This is a genomic window from Peptacetobacter hiranonis, from assembly GCF_008151785.1.
GTDB classification, from domain to species: domain Bacteria; phylum Bacillota; class Clostridia; order Peptostreptococcales; family Peptostreptococcaceae; genus Peptacetobacter; species Peptacetobacter hiranonis.
Genome location: NZ_CP036523.1, coordinates 1,465,587 through 1,485,262, shown reverse-complemented (window position 1 = coordinate 1,485,262; position 19,676 = coordinate 1,465,587). Strand labels below are relative to the sequence as shown.

Sequence of the window (19,676 nt, the reverse complement as noted above, 5' to 3'; positions counted from 1 at the left end):
AATTTAAAATGGTATAATATTTTGAAGGGAGTATAAAAATCTATAAATTTAGTAAAGCAAAAGTAAAGGTAAATATTATAGTATAAAATAGAATTATTGTATAAATAGATTGGAAAGGAGATATTATTTTGAAAAAAATATCTATATTAGGATCAACAGGTTCGATAGGAACACAGACACTAGACGTAATAAGAAAGAATCCAAGCGATTTTGAGGCAGTTGCAATATCAGCAAATAGCAATGTAAAAATGATACTTGAACAGATAGAAGAATTCAAACCAAAATACGCTGTAATGTATGAAGAATCAAAAGCAGAAGAGTTAAAAAGCTTACTTCCAAAAGGATGTGAAACAGAGGTATTATCTGGAATGGAAGGACTTAAAAAAATATCTTCATTAGATGAAATAGACGTTGTACTTACTGCTGTTGTAGGTATGATAGGACTTGTTCCGACAATGTGTGCTATAGAAAGCAAAAAAGACATAGCACTTGCAAATAAGGAAACTCTAGTAACTGCTGGAGAATTAGTTATGAAGGCAGCAAAAGAAAATGGAGTAAAAATACTTCCTGTGGATAGCGAACACAGTGCAGTATTCCAGAGCTTAAATGGTGAAAATAAAAGAGATGTGGAAAAAATAATATTAACTGCATCTGGAGGACCATTTAGAGGTAAGAAAAAAGAAGATTTAATAAATATAACTAAAAATGAAGCTCTAAAACATCCTAATTGGGATATGGGTAGAAAGATAAGCATAGACTCATCTACATTAATGAATAAAGGACTTGAGGTTATAGAAGCTAAATGGTTATTTGGAGTAGAAGCTGAGGATATAGATGTTGTAGTTCATCCACAGAGTATAGTTCATTCAATGGTACAATATAGAGATAGCTCTGTAATAGCTCAGCTAGGTTGCCCAGATATGAGACTTCCTATTCAGTATGCACTTACTTACCCAGATAGAATGGAAACTGATTTTGAAAGACTAGACTTTAGAAAAGCATCACAGCTTACTTTTGAAGAACCGGATTTAGAAACATTCCCATGTTTAAAACTTGCATATGAATGTTTAAAAGCTGGTGGAACATATTGTGCTGTGTTAAATGCAGCTAATGAAATAGTTGTAAATGAATTTTTAGAAGATAGAATAGGGTTCTACGATATACCTAAATACATAAAAATGGCACTTGATGCACATGAAAGTATAGAAAATGCAACTCTTGAACAGATATTAAAAATAGACTTAGATACAAGAGAATATGTAAAAAAACTAATAGATAATAATTAAACTAGAAATATAAAGGGGGAAATCTATGAGTATTTTAAAAATAGTTTTTATAGTACTGCTATTTAGCTTTATAATATTATTCCATGAATTAGGACATTTTATATTTGCCAAGAGAAGTGGAATAGGTATTTTAGAATTTGCAATTGGTATGGGTCCAAAAGTTTGGAGTACTAAAAAAGGTGAAACAGAGTATTCTATAAGACTTATACCAATAGGTGGATTTGTAGCTATGGCAGGAGAAGACGGAGCAGAAAATGATCCAGAAGAAACTAATATGGATTCATTTGGAGATAAAACAATATGGCAGAGAGTTCAGACTATAGCAGCAGGGCCAATATTCAACATAATACTTACAGTAATACTTTTAGCTGGGGTATTTACATACATGGGAACTCCTCAAACAGAGCTTGCAAATGTTGTTAAAGGAACACCAGCTTACGAAGCGGGTATAGAGCCAGGTGATAAAGTAGTTGAAATAGGCGGAATGGAAATAAAAAATTGGGCAGATGTTTCAGCTGCTGTAGATAAATCAGGAAATAAGAAAACAGAAATAGTAGTAGACAGAGATGGAAAAGAAAAAACATTTGAAATAACTCCGGAAAAATCAAAGGACAATAGATATGTACTTGGGATAGAAGCTAAGATGAGTAGAAATCCTTTTGTAGCAATTAAAAATGCTGTAGTATCTACTTGGGAAATGAGTGTTCAGATGGTTACATTTGTAGTTCAGTTATTTACAGGAAATCTTCCTATGAAATTAACTGATGCTGTTGGTGGGCCAGTTGCAGTTGTTTCTGTGGTAAATGAAGCAAGTAAGGTAGGAGTTTTAAATCTTATATATGTAATGGCTGTAATAAGTTTAAATCTAGGTATACTAAACCTTGTTCCATTCCCAGCATTAGACGGATTTAGATTATTAATGCTTCTTATAGAATTCTTAAGAGGTGGTAAAAAACTAGACCCTGAAAAAGAAGGGTTTGTGAATATGCTAGGATTTGCCGCATTGATGGCGTTTATAGTATTTATCACTTACAACGATATTTTAAAATTAATTAGGTAATTGATTTTATAAATCTAAATAAAAATAATTTATATAGTATAAATTTTTGAGATGATATAAATTAGGAGGGATAATTTTGAGTTATCAGAGAAAGAAAACAAGAGTTGTTACTTGTGGAAATGTAAAAATCGGTGGAGATAATCCAATATCAGTTCAGTCTATGGCAAATACTGATACTAGAGATGCAAAAGCCACAATAGCACAGATAAAAAGATTAGAAGAAGCTGGTTGTGAATTAGTAAGGGTTGCTGTTCCAGATATGGAAGCTGCTGAAAAAATATCAGAAATAAAAGCAGGGATAAATATTCCTCTAATAGCTGATATTCACTTTGACTACAGACTTGCACTTAAAGCTATAGAACAGGGAATTGATGGAGTTAGAATAAATCCAGGGAATATAGGCGATAAGGAAAGAGTTAGAGAAGTTGTCGAAGCTTGTAAGGCAAATAATATAGGAATAAGAATCGGTGTAAATGGTGGTTCTCTTGAGAAACATCTTTTAGAAAAATATGGTGAACCATGTGCAGAAGCGATGGTTGAAAGTGCGATGGGACATATAAAAATTCTTGAAGATTTAGATTTCCACGATATAGTTATATCACTAAAAAATTCAGATATATTTAGAACTGTTGAAGCTTATGAGCTTATGTCTGAAAAGGTAGATTACCCACTACACATAGGTATAACTGAGTCTGGAAGTATTAAAAGAGGGACTATAAAATCTTCAATAGGTGTCGGAAGTCTTTTAATGAAAGGGATAGGAGATACTATGAGAATTTCTCTAACTGGAGATCCTGTTGAAGAGGTAAAAGTAGGTAAGGATATACTTAGAAGCCTTGGACTTTTAAACGATAAGATAAAGATAATTTCTTGCCCAACTTGTGGTAGAACTCAGATAAATTTAATTGATATGGTTAATGAAGCTGAGGAAAGAATAGGAAATCTTGATAAGGACATAACTGTTGCTATAATGGGTTGTGTTGTGAATGGTCCTGGAGAAGCTAGAGAGGCTGACATTGGAATTGCTGGTGGAAAAGGAGAAGGACTGTTATTTAAAAAAGGTGAGATAATAAGAAAAATACCTGCTGAAAATTTAATAGATGAGTTAGTTAAAGAGATAGAAACTCTATAAAAATGAAAGGCTGTTGCAAACTTTGCGACAGTCTTTTTCTTTTGTATGCTTAAACTCGCAAATAATATCCTCTCCAGGCTTCAGCGACTCGCACCTTTATGTAACACATTTATCAGTTTCGAGCCGCTTGCAGATTGTCGGTGGAGATTTATTTGCGAGGTTTAAGCCGAAGAAAGTAGACTTGTTAAAAGTTTGAAATAGGCACTCATTTTTGTAATTGTTTCTATTTAGAAATTATAGAAATTATAAAAGGAAATTTATATGAATATTTTTTCAGTGTGTTGATAGAGATTTTAGTTTTGGTTATACTGTTAAAAAGTGTTTTATTGGAGGTAGGTTATGGTTATTAGAGAGATTAGTGGAATAGAGAATGGATTTTTTGAGCGTGTCGATGGTACTTCTGAGTGGTATTATTCTCATGTTTCAAGTAAGTCTTTTTGTGATTTGTATGAGGCTGAGGAGATTGTGAGTGATGGATATACTTTTGTTGGTATGAGTTGTGCTCTTATTCATTATCCAGATGGTAAAGTTTTTAAGCCTTTTGAGATGAGAGAGAATATTTATGTGGAAAAGCCAGTTTTTTTAGATGGTAATATTTATTTTTTAGAAGTTGATTTTGATAAAAAGATAATGAGCTTAATTTATATAGATAGTGAAGAATTAATAAGTGGTGATTTTGATGAGGATAAAAGTATTGAAGATATTAAGCATGTTGAAGCTGAGATTAGTTTATCAGAGGTAGAGGACTGCTATAATTTGATGCTTAAAATTGCTCCAGTTATGATTACACGAGGTGGAAATGATGGATATTTTGAAATTATTTACCCTGAAAATAAAATATATAATATTGAGGATAGAGAGGGATTTGATTTTAGAAATGGAGAAGATATGTACTTTGCTAGTTGGGATGAAAATCCTGAATATGAAGATTTTATAGTTGTTAGGGACTATAAAAGTGGAGAGGTTAAAAGCATGGAAAGAGGAAGTATTTTTAGGATGCCAAACGGAGAAATGTGGAAGATATAAATAAACTTTTTCATGTCAACGCAATGAAGGAAATAAAATAACAGGAAACGAGAAAAATAACTTATATAAGAATAAAAAAGGGATAAGGTTAGACCTTATCCTTTTTAATATATATATTTTTATTCGTTTCCTGTTTTTATTTCATTTCCTTCATAAGTAATCCAGTCAGAGAAGCTTCCAGGATATATTTTATGTGGTACATCAAACTGTCTTAGTGCTAAACTGTTGACACAAGCAGCTATACCAGAACCACAAGAAAGAATTATCTCTTTATCAGTACCGATTAAATCTTTAAAATGTTCCTTTAAAAACTCAGTATCCTTGTATGAACCATTTTCAAAATTATCGTTTAAAATATCATTGAAGAAATAGTTCTTAGCACTTGGAATATGGCCAGCTTTACAATATGCAGGTTCAACTATTCCCTGATATCTCTCATTTGAACGAGAATCTATTATTATAGTGTTAGGATCGTATAATCTTGCCTTAACATATTCCATATCTACCATCATATCTTCATCTAAATCTAAAGTTATTTTCTTATCTGTATGATTAGCTTCTGGTATTTCAGATTCTAATTTTCCTCCTGCATGTAAAAATGCTGGAATACCACCATCTAAAACATCTACATTTTTAATTCCCATATACATAAGCTGATACATAAGCTTTGAAGGTCCATTTAAATCACCTTCATCATAAGTAACGATGTATGTATCGTTGTCTATTCCCATTTTTTCTAATTTAGCAGCAAGTTCTTTTGGGTCTGCAAGTGGGTTAAATCCACCATGCTCAGTTATTGGTGCAGATAAATCTTTATCCACATCTAGGATATATGCACCTTTGATATGTCCTTCTTTATATGCTCTAGCACCGTAACTTCTATCAAGTAGATTGAATCTACAGTCTATAAGAACTATGTCCTCATTATTTTCTAACTTATTTATTAAGTCAGTTGCTGATATTAAATTTTTCAAAAAAATCGCCTCCGTATTATACCTGCAATAATAAAACTTTACTTAAAATTACAGAATAAACATATTCTATAGGTGTTAAAAAATTCACCTTATACTTTAATATTAGTACAAAAGCGAGAACTAGTAAATATATATAAAAACAAAAAATAATTTTTTTAAAATTATTGACATGGATAAGAATATAGTATATATTCTGGTTAAGGAGTTAGTTACTTGACTAACTAACCAATAAACAAAGAATTGAATTCAATCAAATAAAAAGAATTATTTGAGAAAGGAGGATCCTATGAAATTTGTTTTAAATGGAGAAGAACCTATATTTATACAGATAGCTAGGGCAATAGAGGATGAAATTCTCATAGATGGAATAGGAGAAAATGAGCAAGTACCATCTACAACAGAGATTTCAAAGACTTATGAAATAAATCCAGCTACGGTATTAAAAGGAATGAATATATTGGTAGATCAAGAAATACTATACAAAAAAAGAGGTAGGGGAATGTTTGTGGCAGAAGGAGCAAAAGAAATAATAAAAAAAGCTAGAAAAGAAAAATTTATAAATGAATCTCTAGTATCATTTATGGAAGAAGCTAAAAAATTAGGAATAAGCAGAGAAGAATTAATAGATATAATTAGAAAAGAGTAAGGTATATAAAATAATGAGATGAAGAGAATAACAAAAGATACAAAATAAAAAAATTGTAAACAATATAAATGAAAAGGAGGAATAATTATGAGTGCAACTCTTAGAATACAAGGATTGAGCAAGAAATTTGGAAAACAAGTAGTATTAGACAACATAAATTTAGAAATAGAGCCGGGACATATATACGGAATACTTGGAAGAAATGGTACGGGAAAAACAACCATTTGCAATATAATAACAGATAAACTATTTGCAGATAACGGAGAGGTTACATTGGATGGAGAAAAAATATCAGGAAATCCAGAACAGTTAAAAAGAATATGTCATGTAAAAGAAGCTGATGTTTTTTCTACAGATACTAAAGTTAAAGATATATTCAAAACATATAGCTATTTCTTTGAAAACTACGATAAAGAAACTGAAGAAAGATTAGTTAAAAGATTTGGTATAAATACTAAAAAAGCATATGGAAAGCTTTCAAGAGGACAAAAATCGGCTGTAACAGTTACAGCAGCGCTTGCATCAAATGCAGAAATAACAATATTTGACGAACCAACTACGGGATTAGATGTAGCTAATAGAAAAATATTCTATGAAGAGTTAATGGAAAAATACTCAGAAGATATGGGTACATACATAATAATAACTCACCAAGTTGGAGAAATAGAACGAATAATAGAAAAGTTAATAATAATCGGCGGAAATAAAATTGCAATAGATACAGATGTAGATAATTTTAAAAGTAAATCAAACTTATTATCTGGAAAAGAAGAAGATTTAAAGAAATTATCATTTTATGGGGATTCAAAGGAATTTAAAAAGTTTGGATCTACAAAGACAATTTTCTACTATGGAAATATATCAGGTGATGATTTAGAAACAATAAGAGAAAGAGATATAGAAGTTGGGAAGGCAGAATTTGAAGATGCATTCGTAACAATTACGAAAGAGGTGAATTAAGATGACAGCATTAAAACCTTACTTAAATTATTTGAAGATAAACATGAAGACATACTTCATAGTAGTAACAACTGTAATGTTATTAATACTAGGAATTGGATTTGTTATGAGCTATATATACTTAGACTCAGTGCAAGGTGGAGCTGCTACAAAAGCTGGTGGAGTATCATTTAGCTCTATGTATGGTAGTATGTCCGGAGTGGCTATGGTATATGGAATATTACTTTCGACAGTAGAATTTAGTACAATGATGAATATGAGAGCAGATAGAAAATCTATAATAGTTGCATCAACAATATCTTTAATAGAATTTACAATTGTTAGTATGATTATATTCTCAATACTTCTAATAGGAGCAGAGAACTTAATGCAAGCAATAAGCCCAATCCCACTAGTATATAAAAGATTAGATATTATGGAGTATTTAGGATTGATAATAATTCAGTCTTCTGCAGGGCTTGTTTTAGGAGCATTATTCTATAGATTTGGTGGAATAAAAATGATGATAGGAATTACTGTATTAGCATCAATAGTAGTACTGTTTGGTGTAAGTCCAAGTAGTTTTATACAGGCACTAGGGTATAAAATATTATACTATATTGAAATTGCTTTAGAAAACTATGAAGTTATATTAACTGTTATATTTACTCTATTAATGTATACTATTTACTGGTTAATTATGAGAAAAGCACCTATAAAAGAATACTCTAAAAAGAAATTTCTTAGAATAGATGAATAGTATTTTAAGATTATAGTACATTTTGTAAACTTATGAAACGGTTTGAAGTTTTAAATTTATCAAAGCTTTAAACCGTTTTTATTTTTTGTGTTAACAGGTACAGAATACAATACAGAATGTTAAAAATATATTGAAATTAGGCTATGACAAGGTTTTAACACCTTTAAAAGTGTAAAAATATTCAGAAAAATAATTTTGTACGACAGAGAATCAAAAAACTTTTTTATGATAATTCAATATAATGATAAAAAAATATAATAATAAAACAGAAAGAAAAATAAAAAATTAACGAAAATAAATACTGAGTTATCACATAAAAATGCCTAGATTTCAATTGTTTTGTAAATTTTCTGAGAAAAAATAAATTAAAAGTGTGCAATATAGATTGTTAAAAAAACGCATAAATACATATAAAAAAATAAATATCTAAAAGATTGTTAAGATATAATTACTATCATTATGAACAAAAATATAGTATAATTAAAAATAAGAACTAGAAGATTTATAATTCATAAAATTTTACGAATTTTATGAAAAGGTATAAATTTTACTCTTTTAATAAAGATAGGAGAATGTGATATGAGTTTTAGAATAGTAAAAAAAGAACGCTTAACAGACAAGATTTTTGCAATGGAAATTGAAGCTCCTAGAGTTGCTAAGGCAGCAAACCCTGGTCAGTTTATAATCATCAAAATAGATGAGAAGGGTGAACGTGTTCCTCTAACAATAGCTGACTATGATAAAGAAAAGGGTACAGTTAAAATAGTGCTACAGACTGTTGGGGCATCAACAATAAAACTTGCTGAGATTGAGGAAAACGATTTCGTTAATGACTTTGTTGGTCCTCTAGGAAATCCAAGTGAATTTATATATGAAGATATAGAAGATCTTAAAAAAGAAAATATCATATTCGTGGCCGGTGGTGTAGGAGCAGCTCCAGTTTATCCACAGGTTAAATGGTTAAAAGAACATGGTATAGACTGTGATGTTATCATAGGTGCTAGATCTAAAGACCTTATAATATTAGAAGATGAAATGAAAAAAATAGCTAGAGATGTTTATGTGTCTACTGATGATGGCTCTTATGGATTTAACGGAAGAGTTACAGATTGTTTAAAAGACTTAATAGATAATAAAGGTAAAAAATACACTAGAGCAATAGTTATCGGTCCAATGATAATGATGAAATTTATGTGTATGCTTACTAAAGAACTTAATATACCAACTACAGTAAGTTTAAATACTATAATGGTTGATGGTACAGGTATGTGTGGTGCATGTCGTGTTACTGTTGGTGATGAAGTTAAATTTGCTTGCTGTGATGGACCAGAATTTGATGGACATCTTGTAGATTTCGACGAAGCTATGAGAAGACAGACAATGTTCAAAACTCCTGAAGGTAGAGCTATATTAAAAATAGAAGAAGGAGATACTCACAGCCATGGTGGATGTGGATGTCAGGAAGATAAGAAAAAATCAATAAGAGTTCCAGTAAGAGAACAGGATCCAAAAGAAAGAGCTAAAAACTTTGAAGAAGTTTGCTTAGGATATAATAAAGAAGAAGCAATGAGAGAAGCTGAAAGATGTCTAAACTGTAAGAATCCTAGATGTGTTAAGGGATGTCCAGTAAAAATAAACATACCAGCATTTATATCTAAAGTTAAAGATGGAGATATAGAAGGTGCTGCAAAAGTAATATCTATATCAAGCTCACTTCCATCTGTTTGTGGTCGTGTATGTCCACAGGAAAGCCAGTGTGAAGGTCAGTGTGTAGTAGGTATAAAAAATGACCCACTAGCAATAGGAAAACTTGAAAGATTTGTTGGTGACTGGTCTAGAGAAAATGGAGTTAGTTTTGGTGTAGAAGAAGAATCAAATGGAATAAAAGTTGCAGTAGTAGGTAGTGGACCTTCAGGTCTTGCTTGTGCTGGTGACTTAGCTAAAAAAGGATATGATGTTACAATATTTGAAGCATTCCATGAAGCTGGTGGAGTTTTAACTTATGGAATACCAGAATTTAGACTTCCAAAACAGAAAGTTGTTCAGTCAGAAATAAACAACATCAAAAAACTAGGTGTTAAAATAGAAACTAACGTTGTTATAGGTAGAACTATAACAGTAGACGAATTAATAGAAAATGAAGGCTTTGAAGCTATATTTATAGGTTCAGGAGCAGGACTTCCAACATTTATGGGAATACCAGGAGAAAATGCTAACGGTGTTCTTTCTGCAAATGAATACTTAACAAGAGTAAACTTAATGAAAGCTTACGATGATTCTTACGATACTCCTATAAATATAGGTAAGAAAGCGGCTATAGTTGGTGGAGGAAACGTTGCAATGGATGCAGCTAGAACTGCACTTAGATTAGGATCAGAAGCTTCTATAGTATATAGAAGAAGTGATAAAGAGCTTCCAGCAAGAGCAGAAGAAGTACACCATGCTAAAGAAGAGGGAATAATCTTCCATACATTAACTAATCCAAAAGAAATATTAGTAAATGAAGATGGTTCTATAAGAGGTATGGTATGCGTTAAGATGGAATTAGGTGAACCTGATGAATCAGGAAGAAGAAGACCTATAGAAATACCAGGTTCTGAATTTGAAATGGAAGCAGATACAGTTATAATGGCTCTTGGAACAAGACCAAATCCATTAATATCTTCAACAACTAAAGGACTAGATGTAAACAGAAAGAAATGTATAGTAGTTAATGAAGATGAACAGACTTCTAAAGAAGGTGTATATGCAGGTGGGGATGCAGTAACAGGTGCTGCAACAGTAATATCTGCTATGGGTGCTGGAAAAACAGCAGCAGCTTCTATAGATAAATACTTAAAAGAAAAACATGCAAATGATTAATATGCTAAAAAATATTATAAATTAAAAATAATACAAAAAAGTTATTAGTTTAAATCGAAAGATACAGTGGTTAGATTTTTTAACCACTGTATTTTTTTATTCCTAAGGAAATTATAATAATTTAAAACTGTGGAAAACTTATGTACAATAGTAATATGAATGTATTGAAAAAACAAAAAGATGAAAAAATCATTAAGAAAATATTAAAAAATCACTTTGAAGAATTCAAACTAAAATATTGGAATAAAGTTAGAAGAGAAATGAGGGATCAGATAGAAAATACTGTAATAAAGGCTTTAAATTGTGGAAATATAGAAAAAGGATATATAAAACATAAATGTATAGACTGTGGAGAGGAGTATATTCAAGGGTTCACTTGTAAAAGTAAGTTTTGCACAAAGTGTGGAAGAAAATATTCTATGGAATGGGCAGAAAAACAGGTAGAAAATATTCTTGATGTTTCTCATAGACATGCAGTTTTCACAATTCCAGAGGAGTTAAGAGTCTATTTCTACAGAAAGCGAGAGCTTTTAAAAGATTTACAAGATGCTACATATAAGGTATTAGATAGTTTTCATAAAAAGAAAACAAATGGAGATTATGAATTAGGGGTAATTGCTGTAGTACACACTTTTGGTGGAGATTTAAAATGGAATCCTCACATACATGCCTTATACACCGAAGGTGGAATAGATAGAAATAATAAGTGGTTTAAAAAATTAGATTTCATACCGTATACATATATGAAAAAAGTATGGCGAAAGTTGGTACTAGATATAATAAAAAACAACTTTAGAGATAGAAAAACTAGAAATTTGATAAATAAGTTATATAAGAAAGAATTCTATGTAAATGCAGAAAGACGTTTAACTAATATAAAACAGGCAACTCAATATATAGGTAGATATTTGGCTAGACCAGCTATCGCTGAGTATAGAATAATTAATTACGATGGGAAAAATGTAACTTACTGGTATGAAAACAAAAAACCTAAGGGAAAAAGAGAAATAACTGTAAATGTATTAGAATTTATAGGTAAAATAACCCAACATATTCACCCGAAGGGTTTTAGAGTTGCAAGAAGATACGGTCTATATTCAAGAGTAAAAAATAAATTAAGCATAGAAATATTGAAATTATATAATTTTATGAGACACAGAAATATATCTAAGCTGATAAAAAAGAAGAATACAGTAAAGAAAAATTTTAAAGATAGATTGATAGAATCATTTGGAGTAAATCCTTATATTTGTAAAAAGTGTGGAAAAGACATGATTCTATGGGAAATATGGCATTATAAATATGGATTAATATATAATGTACTAGATAAATCAAATTATAAAAGAATAATCTACGAAGAAATTATAGAAAAAGAAATTTCTTTGAATACAACAACACAAAAAGAATTATTTTAAAAGTCTATTAAATAGGCTAGCTTTGCTATACTCAAATATAAATAATAGTGTATAATTAGTGTAATTAAAATTATTAGGAGAAATAGTATGCTAAAAGAATTAGAAGAAATGAGTAAAGGACAAAAGTTATACAATTATGAATGTAAGTCTTGTGGATTTGAAAAAGGAGTACCAGAATTTATATTAGAAGAACTAAGACAAGATGCATTCTTTTCATTGGGAGCGATAGCTTCGCTAAATGAAAAAAATATGCCAGAATTAATTTGTCCTAATTGTGGAGCTAAATTTGAATACAAAAAAACTGACGACCGTTAGGTGTCAGTTAAAGGTACTGTCACAAGAACACCTTTTAAAGGTGTTCTGTGGCAGTATTTTTTATTAAAATAGTGTGTTACCTTTAAAAAACAGATAAAAAAGACTATAATAAGAGTTAAGTTATGGTTTTAAGACATTTTATAATTACAAAAAATTTTAATTGGTCAAAAATTAAAAAAATAAGAACAAAATTGTTACAAAATCTTTACTTTTGTAACAATTTAATGTAATCTAAATTTAGGGATATATGGTTACATCACTTTGACTATAACTGACTTAAATTGATTAAAAGTTTTTCGATAAGGAAGGAGAGAACTATGTTAAAAAAAGAAGATGTTATAAGATATTCAGCAGGGATACATTTTTCTCAGGAAAGATTATTTAATGCATTTTTAAGAGAAAAAGGAATAAAAAATATATCTATATCTAAATTCAGAGTTCTTGAAGTATTATGGAAGAATAAAGAAGAAGGAATTGTATTCAGTGGAATATGCCAGGAGACAGATCTTGCAAAATCAACAGTTTCAATAATGCTTTCAAATATGGAAGAACAGGGGCTAATATATAGAGTAGCTCAGGGAACAGATATTCAGAATGTATTATTCTATCCAACAGAAGAAGGATGCAAGTACAAAAACGAATACTATGAAATAATGGATAAAATATACGAAATCATATACGAAGGTGTTAGTGAAGAAGAAAAAGAAGTATATGAAAAAGTATTAACAACAATAACTGAAAACTATAAAAAGAGAATATATAAGAAGAAAAGAAAATAATAGACTTATATAAATATAGGATTAAAGTTAAAAGATTATAATTTGAGTTTACTCATACAATTAATTAATTTTCAATATATGGACATTTTTTAGAGAGAAAGAATGAGGGTAATAGTAACAAATTATTACAAAGAATCTCAATAGGTTGACAATAAGTCAACTTAAAGTTATAAAATTTGAAATTGTGTGTTTTGAAAAACTTAATAGAGTAAATTTAAGCAGAAAAAGAATAAGATTACCGGGTTTGGTAGGTATAAGGTTATAACTATTGAATGCTAATAAAGGTAATATTGTTTTATTATTATTAAAAAATAATATATAATTGATTGAACTCGTATATTGTGAAGGTAAAGAGGTTGTTACAAAATTGTAACAACCTCTTTTTAATATGTATTAAAATAGAAAAACTAGCAAATAAAAATTATTTTAATATAATCAATAATAAAAAGTTATAAAAATAGTAAAATATAAAAAAAGTACCGTTTTAAAAACGGTACTGTATAATCTATTTAGTTTTAAATAAAGACACATTATATCTACATTTTATATGTAACTGCGTTTATCTATTTAAATCTGAATTTATTCCTACTATATACTTTTCATTTACTACATATACTACATAAAGTTTGAATTTATGCACAATCACAATATCTTCGAGATTTTCTAAAACGCTAACAACACGAACACACTTGCCCCTTATTTCGGTAGGCAAATCTAACGAATTTTCTAAATTAATATAATCGTCATACTGATACATAAAATCATCCCCTATATTTATAATGTAAGTTAATTATACTACAAAAAAAAGTTAATTTCTATAATTAAATTATCTATTTTCAACTGAGAGAGTTACAATTTGGTGAAAAAAGTTTAGTTTAATACATATAAAGATGATTTTGTAGTATAATGTAATAAGTTGTGTGATTGAGTAATATTTGTTGGTAATTTTTTTAAGGAGGATTAAGTATGACAGATAATAAAGAAACAAAAAAATCGACTTCACAGAGTAAAAAGAAGTCAGCTGCAAAAGCTGCTAAAAGAAGAAAAAAGAAACAGCAGCAGAGAATAATTATAATAGGTGCAGTAGTTTTAATAGTTGCGGTTTGTGCAGTACTATTCAATGTACTTGCTGGTAATAAAGTGTATGATAAGTCAAATCCAAGAAGTGCAGATTTAACAACTACAACACTTACAGAAATGGTTGAAAATACTTCAAAAGAGGCAGAAAAAGGACCAGAAAAAACATCAGGAAAAACAGTATATATAACAATAGATGATGGACCATCAAAATATACTGATCAGATGTTAAAAATACTTGAAAAATATAATGCTAAAGCTACATTCTTCATGATAAATGGAAATATGAAAGCTTACCCACAGCAGGTTAAAAACATAGCAAATAGTACAAGTACAGCTGGATTCCACAGTGTAACTCACGATGTAAAACAGTTATACAAAGCTCCAGATGCTGCTAAAAAAGAATTTGACCAGTGCTCTAAAACTTATACAGATATAACTGGAAAAACTTCAAAAGTAATAAGAATACCATTTGGTAGTAAACCATATACTACACAGGCTTCATATGACAATATGGTAGCTGCTGGATATAAAATTTGGGACTGGAATGTAGACACTAACGACTGGAGAGGAAACGCAGCCCAGATAATGAATGTAGTAAAAACTTATGGAAATGGTCACAATGTAATAATATTAATGCATGAAAAACCACAGACATTAGAAGCATTTGATGCTTTAGTAAAATACTATGCTGATAATGGATACGAATTTGCAGCAGTAGGACAGAATGAAAAACCTAAAAACTTCTGGTTACAGAATTTAAGTTTAAACTAAGGAGGAAGAAAAATGTTTAAAAAGAAATTAGCAATAGCTTTAGGTATGGTAGCAGTTCTTTCTCTAACAGCTTGTTCAAAGGGAACTGTAGCCAAAGTAAATGATACAGAAATAACAGCAGATGATTTAAAAGTTGCAAAGGCGATAATAACATCTGTTAATGAATATAAAACAGGAAAAGACGCAGAAGATATGTCTAAAGAAGAAGAGGAAGAATTAGAAAAAAATGCAGCTACATTCCTTGTAGATAGTGAAGTTGTATATCAGCAGGCAATAGCTGATGGAATAACTGTAAAATCTGAAGATAATGATAGTAGAACATCAGAATTAAAAGAAGCTCTAAAAGAAAATCCAAAATTCAAAAAAGATTTAGAGGATAATGGAGTTACAGAAGAAGCATTAGAAAACTTCATAGCTAAAGATAATGTAATAAACGCATACAGAGATGCATTTAATGAAAAGCAGACTGTATCAGATGCAGAAATAAGTGCTTACTATGCTAAACATAGAGAAGAATTCAAAAAGGATATGGTAGACGCATCGCACATATTATTTGCAACAGTAGATAGAAACCAGAATGCAGTTTCAGATGAGAAAAAAGAAGAAATCAAAAAAACTGCTGAAGAAGTTCAGAAAAGAGCAGCTTCAGGAGAAGATTTTGCAGCACTTGCTAAAAAATACTCTGATGACAAAAAAACTGGTGAAAAAGGTGGAGATTTAGGCTACTTCACTAAAGATGCAAAAGATGCATTATTTACAAGAGAAGTATTTAAACTTAAAAAAGGTGATGTATCTAAATTAATAGCTACTAACAATGGTTATGAAATAGTTAAAATAAACGATATAAAATCTGAAATAAAAGAATTAGATAAATGTAAAGAAGAAATAAAGAAAAAAATATTAGATGAAAAATATATAAAACATGTAGAACAGCTTGTAGAAAAAGCTGAAGTAAAATAAAAAGGTTAGAAATTAAGAAGGTGTATTAATTTGAAGTGTAGGGAATTCAGATTCGAAGGAGCAGATGGGAAAGAAATATCTGCTATTAGATGGGAGAATGAAGACGAATACAAGATAAAAGGTATTGTTCAAATCTCTCATGGAATGGCTGAAAATGCAAAAAGATATGAACGTTTTGCAAAGAAGCTTACAAAATCTGGATATATAGTATATATAAATGATCATAGAGGTCATGGGGAAAGTGAAAAATGCCTTGATGATTTAGGATATCTTGCTGAAAGTGATGGCTTTGATATACTTGTCAAGGATATGAAAATACTTACAGATATAATAAAAGCTGAAAATCAAGGAGTTCCAATATATCTTTTCGGACATAGTATGGGCTCATTTGCGGCACAGAAATATCTTATAGACTATGCTGATTCTGTAAATGCGATAATTCTTTCAGGGTCTTGTGGAGATTTTGGGTCTGTTTTAAAGCTGGCAACACCTGTAATATCATGTGTTGAACTAGTACACGGAGATAGACATAGAAGCAAATTCTTAGATAAATTGATTTTTGGTGGAAATAATAGACAATTTAAAAATCCTAGAACAAACTTTGACTGGCTTTCTAGAGATGAAAAAGAGGTAGATAAATATATAGCCGATGAAAAATGTGGCTTTATATGTACTACAGGATTTTATAGAGATTTTATAAATGGTCTAAAATATATTGAAGACAAAAGAAATTTATTAAAACTAACTAATCACGTACCTGTTTTAATAATATCTGGAGAAAAAGATCCGGTTGGTAAAAATGGAAAAGGTGTAAAAAACTTGTACGACAGATATATAAAATATGGTTTAAAAGATGTTTCAATGAAGCTATATAAAGATGCTAGACATGAAATATTAAATGAAATTAATCGTGATGAGGTAATGCAAGACATTGTAGAATGGCTTGGAACGAAATAAATAAAAAATTATCTCAAAAGTAATTAAAAAATAAAGAATATAAACATAAAGTATTGCACTCGGCTAAAATAGTTTGGGTGCAATATTTTTTTGCATAGATTTACATCTCATAAAGTATTATAATATAGATTATAAGTAATAATAATTTTAAACTCGAAAGGAATATAAAATGGGATTAAAGGAATTTGAATTTATAGACAATGCCGTAAATATACTCGATGATATGACTCCTATGCTTTTAGACATAGCAGATGAGATAGAAACATACTTTGAAAAAATACTTCAAGAAAAAGAACAAGAATATATAAGTATGTCATCTAGAGTCAAATCAGAATCTAGTTTAAGAGAGAAGATAATTAGAAATAGATACCTAGTTAAATTTGATGCTGCATCAGAAATGATGGACTTTTTACCAGATTTAATAGGAATAAGAATAGAGTGCAGATTTATTGAAGAGGAAAACAAGGTTTACAGAGCTATTAGAAGATATTTTAATAAAACAGATGATAAAGTATACTACTACAATAAATCAAATAAAAATATACAGTTAAAACTTTCTGAAAAACAGCCGTGCAGACAGAAAAATGGATTTGAAATTTATAAAATTGACGGAATATACAAAATACTTAACAGAAATATAAACTTTGAATTGCAGATAAAATCAATGGTAAATGTATTCTGGGGTGAAATAGAACATAAGGTTATATACAAAAATAACACATATCTTCTACAGGATGGATTTATAAAGGATATGATGAAGACTATAAAGCAAAGCCTTACAATGATAGATAAACAGCTTCTTAGCCTTTACAAAACATTCCACACACCTCATGTATTCAATCGGGATATAAGTAGGAGTGAAATAGAAAAACTATTTGCTAAGTTTGTATATGATATATTCTCACAGAAAATGCTACAGAGCATAGGATTTATAGTTGACTTTAAAAAACCATGTGAAACTATAATCAGCTATTCTCTTGATAAGGTAGAATCTGAAGAAAAAATTCCGGAGTATATGCTTAGTGAATTTAGTATGTTTGGACAGATTGTAACTAAAGAAATAGATTTTAATTCTGAGATAGAGTTTGAAAGAGAGCCAGTATTTAGAAGAGCATTTGGGGAAAGACTTGGAGCAATGTTTAGAAAAAGACTTAATACAGAATTCCCATGGAATTTATTCTTTAGAATACTATTTGAAATAGAGCCTTGTAGCAATACAGGAGATTTTGAAAACTTTATCTACTACATAAGAGATACTGTATTAGGTGGAGAGGCTAGAAACGAAATAAAAGATAAATTTGGAAGAGAAGAAGGAAACAAAATAATAGACGATATATACGATGTAATAGGTGATTTCTTTGAAGAGGTAACAGGAATAGAAATACTTTACAAAGAAACATTGGATAAGATAGCAGCTACAACAGACGATGTAGTAATATACATATGTGAAAACTACGATAGCTGTGAAGAGTTTGAAAATGAAATAGGAGAATTTGAATCAGTATTCAGCGAAAAATTAAGAGATATCCTAGATTAGGATTATATGTTATAATTTTAAAAGAAAAAGATAATAAAAAATGAAAATAATCAGGAGTGTAATAATATGAAAAATAAAGTGTTGATTGAAATGTACGAAAAAAATTGCATATATTTAGAAAATCGAAAAATTGCTATAAGATTTATAAATTGATCTTAGGATAGAGGATAAATGCTAGATAGATACGGTAGAGTAGTTGACTACCTAAAGATAGCTATAACAGATAGATGCAATTTACAATGTGTGTACTGTAAATCAGCAGATACAAAATACAGACCTGATTATATAAACGATACATTAAGCGCTGACGATATAAAATTCTTAATAAAAGCATTTGCTGAAAATGGAATAAAGAAAATAAAATTTGTAGGTGGAGGGGGAGAGCCAACATTACATCCAAACCTGCCAGATTTTATAAAATGTGCGAGAGATTGTGGCATAAGAGATATATCTCTAACTACAAATGGAACAACTCTTGTTAGAATAGCACAGAAACTAAAAGATAGCGGGCTTACAAGTGTAAATGTGAGTATAGATTCTCTAAAACAGTATAAATACCACGCTGTAACAAGAAATGGTAACTTAAATGAGGTATTAACCGGGATAGATTCATGTCTTAGATTAGGTATGAAAGTAAAGATAAACTGTGTTGCTATAAACGACTTCAATGATAATGAGATTATAGATTTTATACAGATATCTAGGAGAATACCAGTAGATGTGAGGTTTATAGAGTTTATGCCTTATGGAGAAGCAAAAGCTATCTATAACAGAGGACATTATGATATAAAATCAGTGATAGAGGAGCTACCAGGTATAAGAAAAATAGAAAACACTGATAAAGGAAGCATAGCCAGCTATTACAAAGTAAAAGGATCAAAAGGAAGAATAGGTGTAATAACGCCATTAGCATGTTCTTTTTGTAATAAATGCAATAAGATAAATGTAACAGCAGACGGTATGATGAGGCTGTGCATACATTCAAAAAGTGAAATAGACTTAAAACCTTACTTGAATAAACCGTATTTATTTAATGAAAATATTCAAAAGCTAATATGGATAAAACCAAGACATAATGACCTTATAAAAAGACAATTTGTAAAAAATGATTTAAAAATCAATAAATAAAAAAAATACAAGACACTTATCGAGAGATAGGTGTCTTTTTTATGCGCAA

General features: G+C 29.8%; 18 protein-coding genes. 16 read left to right on the top strand and 2 right to left on the bottom strand.

The annotated features are described in order from the left end of the window. Nucleotides 1-128: 128 nt before the first annotated feature. The 4 genes from KGNDJEFE_RS07010 to KGNDJEFE_RS06995 all read left to right on the top strand — a co-directional run bounded on the left by KGNDJEFE_RS07010 (nucleotide 129) and on the right by KGNDJEFE_RS06995 (nucleotide 4,504). The gene (locus KGNDJEFE_RS07010) at nucleotides 129-1,286 is read left to right on the top strand and encodes a 1-deoxy-D-xylulose-5-phosphate reductoisomerase (RefSeq protein ID WP_006440204.1); all 1,158 of its coding nucleotides are present in this window, start codon (nucleotides 129-131) and stop codon (nucleotides 1,284-1,286) included. Between the two features lie 25 nt (nucleotides 1,287-1,311). Next, nucleotides 1,312-2,346 carry an RIP metalloprotease RseP gene (rseP, locus tag KGNDJEFE_RS07005; protein WP_006440205.1) on the top strand — a complete coding sequence of 345 codons (1,035 nt, stop codon included), beginning with the start codon at nucleotides 1,312-1,314 and terminating at the stop codon, nucleotides 2,344-2,346. Nucleotides 2,347-2,422: 76 nt separating this feature from the next. Next, a complete protein-coding gene (gene ispG / locus KGNDJEFE_RS07000) occupies nucleotides 2,423-3,478 on the top strand; it encodes a flavodoxin-dependent (E)-4-hydroxy-3-methylbut-2-enyl-diphosphate synthase (protein ID WP_006440206.1) in 1,056 nt (351 codons plus the stop codon). Between the two features lie 339 nt (nucleotides 3,479-3,817). Next, the gene (locus KGNDJEFE_RS06995; protein ID WP_006440207.1) at nucleotides 3,818-4,504 is read left to right on the top strand and encodes a hypothetical protein; all 687 of its coding nucleotides are present in this window, start codon (nucleotides 3,818-3,820) and stop codon (nucleotides 4,502-4,504) included. A gap of 119 nt (nucleotides 4,505-4,623) precedes the next feature. On the opposite strand, the gene KGNDJEFE_RS06990 is transcribed toward KGNDJEFE_RS06995, so the two are convergent. After that, nucleotides 4,624-5,478, bottom strand: a complete 855-nt coding sequence (locus KGNDJEFE_RS06990) for a sulfurtransferase (protein WP_006440208.1) — start codon at nucleotides 5,476-5,478, stop codon at nucleotides 4,624-4,626. Between the two features lie 286 nt (nucleotides 5,479-5,764). On the opposite strand from KGNDJEFE_RS06990, the gene KGNDJEFE_RS06985 reads away from it, so the two are divergent. The 7 genes from KGNDJEFE_RS06985 (at nucleotide 5,765) to KGNDJEFE_RS06955 (ending at nucleotide 13,194) form a co-directional block, all read left to right on the top strand. Continuing rightward, the gene (locus KGNDJEFE_RS06985; protein WP_040410443.1) at nucleotides 5,765-6,124 is read left to right on the top strand and encodes a GntR family transcriptional regulator; all 360 of its coding nucleotides are present in this window, start codon (nucleotides 5,765-5,767) and stop codon (nucleotides 6,122-6,124) included. An 87-nt stretch (nucleotides 6,125-6,211) separates the two neighbouring features. Next, the gene (locus KGNDJEFE_RS06980; protein ID WP_006440210.1) at nucleotides 6,212-7,084 is read left to right on the top strand and encodes an ATP-binding cassette domain-containing protein; all 873 of its coding nucleotides are present in this window, start codon (nucleotides 6,212-6,214) and stop codon (nucleotides 7,082-7,084) included. 1 nt (nucleotide 7,085) lies between these two features. After that, nucleotides 7,086-7,823: a hypothetical protein gene (locus KGNDJEFE_RS06975; protein WP_006440211.1), complete on the top strand. Its 738-nt coding sequence runs from the start codon at nucleotides 7,086-7,088 to the stop codon at nucleotides 7,821-7,823. A gap of 579 nt (nucleotides 7,824-8,402) precedes the next feature. Next, nucleotides 8,403-10,685, top strand: a complete 2,283-nt coding sequence (locus KGNDJEFE_RS06970) for a bifunctional dihydroorotate dehydrogenase B NAD binding subunit/NADPH-dependent glutamate synthase (protein WP_006440212.1) — start codon at nucleotides 8,403-8,405, stop codon at nucleotides 10,683-10,685. 155 nt (nucleotides 10,686-10,840) lie between these two features. Continuing rightward, nucleotides 10,841-12,100, top strand: coding sequence for an IS91 family transposase (locus KGNDJEFE_RS06965; protein WP_170239656.1), 1,260 nt, complete (start codon nucleotides 10,841-10,843; stop codon nucleotides 12,098-12,100). Between the two features lie 87 nt (nucleotides 12,101-12,187). Continuing rightward, nucleotides 12,188-12,415, top strand: a complete 228-nt coding sequence (locus KGNDJEFE_RS06960) for a hypothetical protein (RefSeq protein ID WP_118549764.1) — start codon at nucleotides 12,188-12,190, stop codon at nucleotides 12,413-12,415. A 317-nt stretch (nucleotides 12,416-12,732) separates the two neighbouring features. Continuing rightward, nucleotides 12,733-13,194: a MarR family winged helix-turn-helix transcriptional regulator gene (locus KGNDJEFE_RS06955; RefSeq protein ID WP_006440213.1), complete on the top strand. Its 462-nt coding sequence runs from the start codon at nucleotides 12,733-12,735 to the stop codon at nucleotides 13,192-13,194. Nucleotides 13,195-13,753: 559 nt separating this feature from the next. On the opposite strand, the gene KGNDJEFE_RS06950 is transcribed toward KGNDJEFE_RS06955, so the two are convergent. After that, nucleotides 13,754-13,951: a hypothetical protein gene (locus KGNDJEFE_RS06950; RefSeq protein WP_148881824.1), complete on the bottom strand. Its 198-nt coding sequence runs from the start codon at nucleotides 13,949-13,951 to the stop codon at nucleotides 13,754-13,756. 209 nt (nucleotides 13,952-14,160) lie between these two features. On the opposite strand from KGNDJEFE_RS06950, the gene KGNDJEFE_RS06945 reads away from it, so the two are divergent. The 5 genes from KGNDJEFE_RS06945 (at nucleotide 14,161) to moaA (ending at nucleotide 19,627) form a co-directional block, all read left to right on the top strand. Then, nucleotides 14,161-15,045, top strand: a complete 885-nt coding sequence (locus KGNDJEFE_RS06945; RefSeq protein WP_006440215.1) for a polysaccharide deacetylase family protein — start codon at nucleotides 14,161-14,163, stop codon at nucleotides 15,043-15,045. 12 nt (nucleotides 15,046-15,057) lie between these two features. Beyond that, entirely contained in the window at nucleotides 15,058-16,005 is a 948-nt protein-coding gene (locus KGNDJEFE_RS06940; protein WP_148881823.1) for a peptidylprolyl isomerase, read from the top strand. 30 nt (nucleotides 16,006-16,035) lie between these two features. Then, nucleotides 16,036-16,962 (top strand): alpha/beta hydrolase, encoded by a 927-nt coding sequence (locus tag KGNDJEFE_RS06935; protein ID WP_006440218.1) that lies wholly within the window; start codon nucleotides 16,036-16,038, stop codon nucleotides 16,960-16,962. Nucleotides 16,963-17,131: 169 nt separating this feature from the next. Further along, nucleotides 17,132-18,499 (top strand): GTP pyrophosphokinase, encoded by a 1,368-nt coding sequence (locus tag KGNDJEFE_RS06930; RefSeq protein WP_006440219.1) that lies wholly within the window; start codon nucleotides 17,132-17,134, stop codon nucleotides 18,497-18,499. A gap of 171 nt (nucleotides 18,500-18,670) precedes the next feature. After that, nucleotides 18,671-19,627, top strand: a complete 957-nt coding sequence (gene moaA, locus KGNDJEFE_RS06925) for a GTP 3',8-cyclase MoaA (RefSeq protein ID WP_006440221.1) — start codon at nucleotides 18,671-18,673, stop codon at nucleotides 19,625-19,627. Nucleotides 19,628-19,676: the final 49 nt, after the last annotated feature.

Bases quoted from the DNA above. Each gene is read 5' to 3' on its own strand.
- KGNDJEFE_RS06975 (WP_006440211.1), top strand. From the start codon at position 7,086: ATGACAGCATTAAAACCTTACTTAAATTATTTGAAGATAAACATGAAG.
- KGNDJEFE_RS06965 (WP_170239656.1), top strand. From the start codon at position 10,841: ATGAATGTATTGAAAAAACAAAAAGATGAAAAAATCATTAAGAAAATA.
- KGNDJEFE_RS06945 (WP_006440215.1), top strand. From the start codon at position 14,161: ATGACAGATAATAAAGAAACAAAAAAATCGACTTCACAGAGTAAAAAG.
- KGNDJEFE_RS06980 (WP_006440210.1), top strand. From the start codon at position 6,212: ATGAGTGCAACTCTTAGAATACAAGGATTGAGCAAGAAATTTGGAAAA.
- KGNDJEFE_RS06970 (WP_006440212.1), top strand. From the start codon at position 8,403: ATGAGTTTTAGAATAGTAAAAAAAGAACGCTTAACAGACAAGATTTTT.
- moaA (WP_006440221.1), top strand. From the start codon at position 18,671: ATGCTAGATAGATACGGTAGAGTAGTTGACTACCTAAAGATAGCTATA.
- KGNDJEFE_RS06930 (WP_006440219.1), top strand. From the start codon at position 17,132: ATGGGATTAAAGGAATTTGAATTTATAGACAATGCCGTAAATATACTC.
- rseP (WP_006440205.1), top strand. From the start codon at position 1,312: ATGAGTATTTTAAAAATAGTTTTTATAGTACTGCTATTTAGCTTTATA.
- KGNDJEFE_RS06985 (WP_040410443.1), top strand. From the start codon at position 5,765: ATGAAATTTGTTTTAAATGGAGAAGAACCTATATTTATACAGATAGCT.
- KGNDJEFE_RS06940 (WP_148881823.1), top strand. From the start codon at position 15,058: ATGTTTAAAAAGAAATTAGCAATAGCTTTAGGTATGGTAGCAGTTCTT.
- KGNDJEFE_RS06960 (WP_118549764.1), top strand. From the start codon at position 12,188: ATGCTAAAAGAATTAGAAGAAATGAGTAAAGGACAAAAGTTATACAAT.
- KGNDJEFE_RS06955 (WP_006440213.1), top strand. From the start codon at position 12,733: ATGTTAAAAAAAGAAGATGTTATAAGATATTCAGCAGGGATACATTTT.
- KGNDJEFE_RS06950 (WP_148881824.1), bottom strand. From the start codon at position 13,951: ATGTATCAGTATGACGATTATATTAATTTAGAAAATTCGTTAGATTTG.
- KGNDJEFE_RS06995 (WP_006440207.1), top strand. From the start codon at position 3,818: ATGGTTATTAGAGAGATTAGTGGAATAGAGAATGGATTTTTTGAGCGT.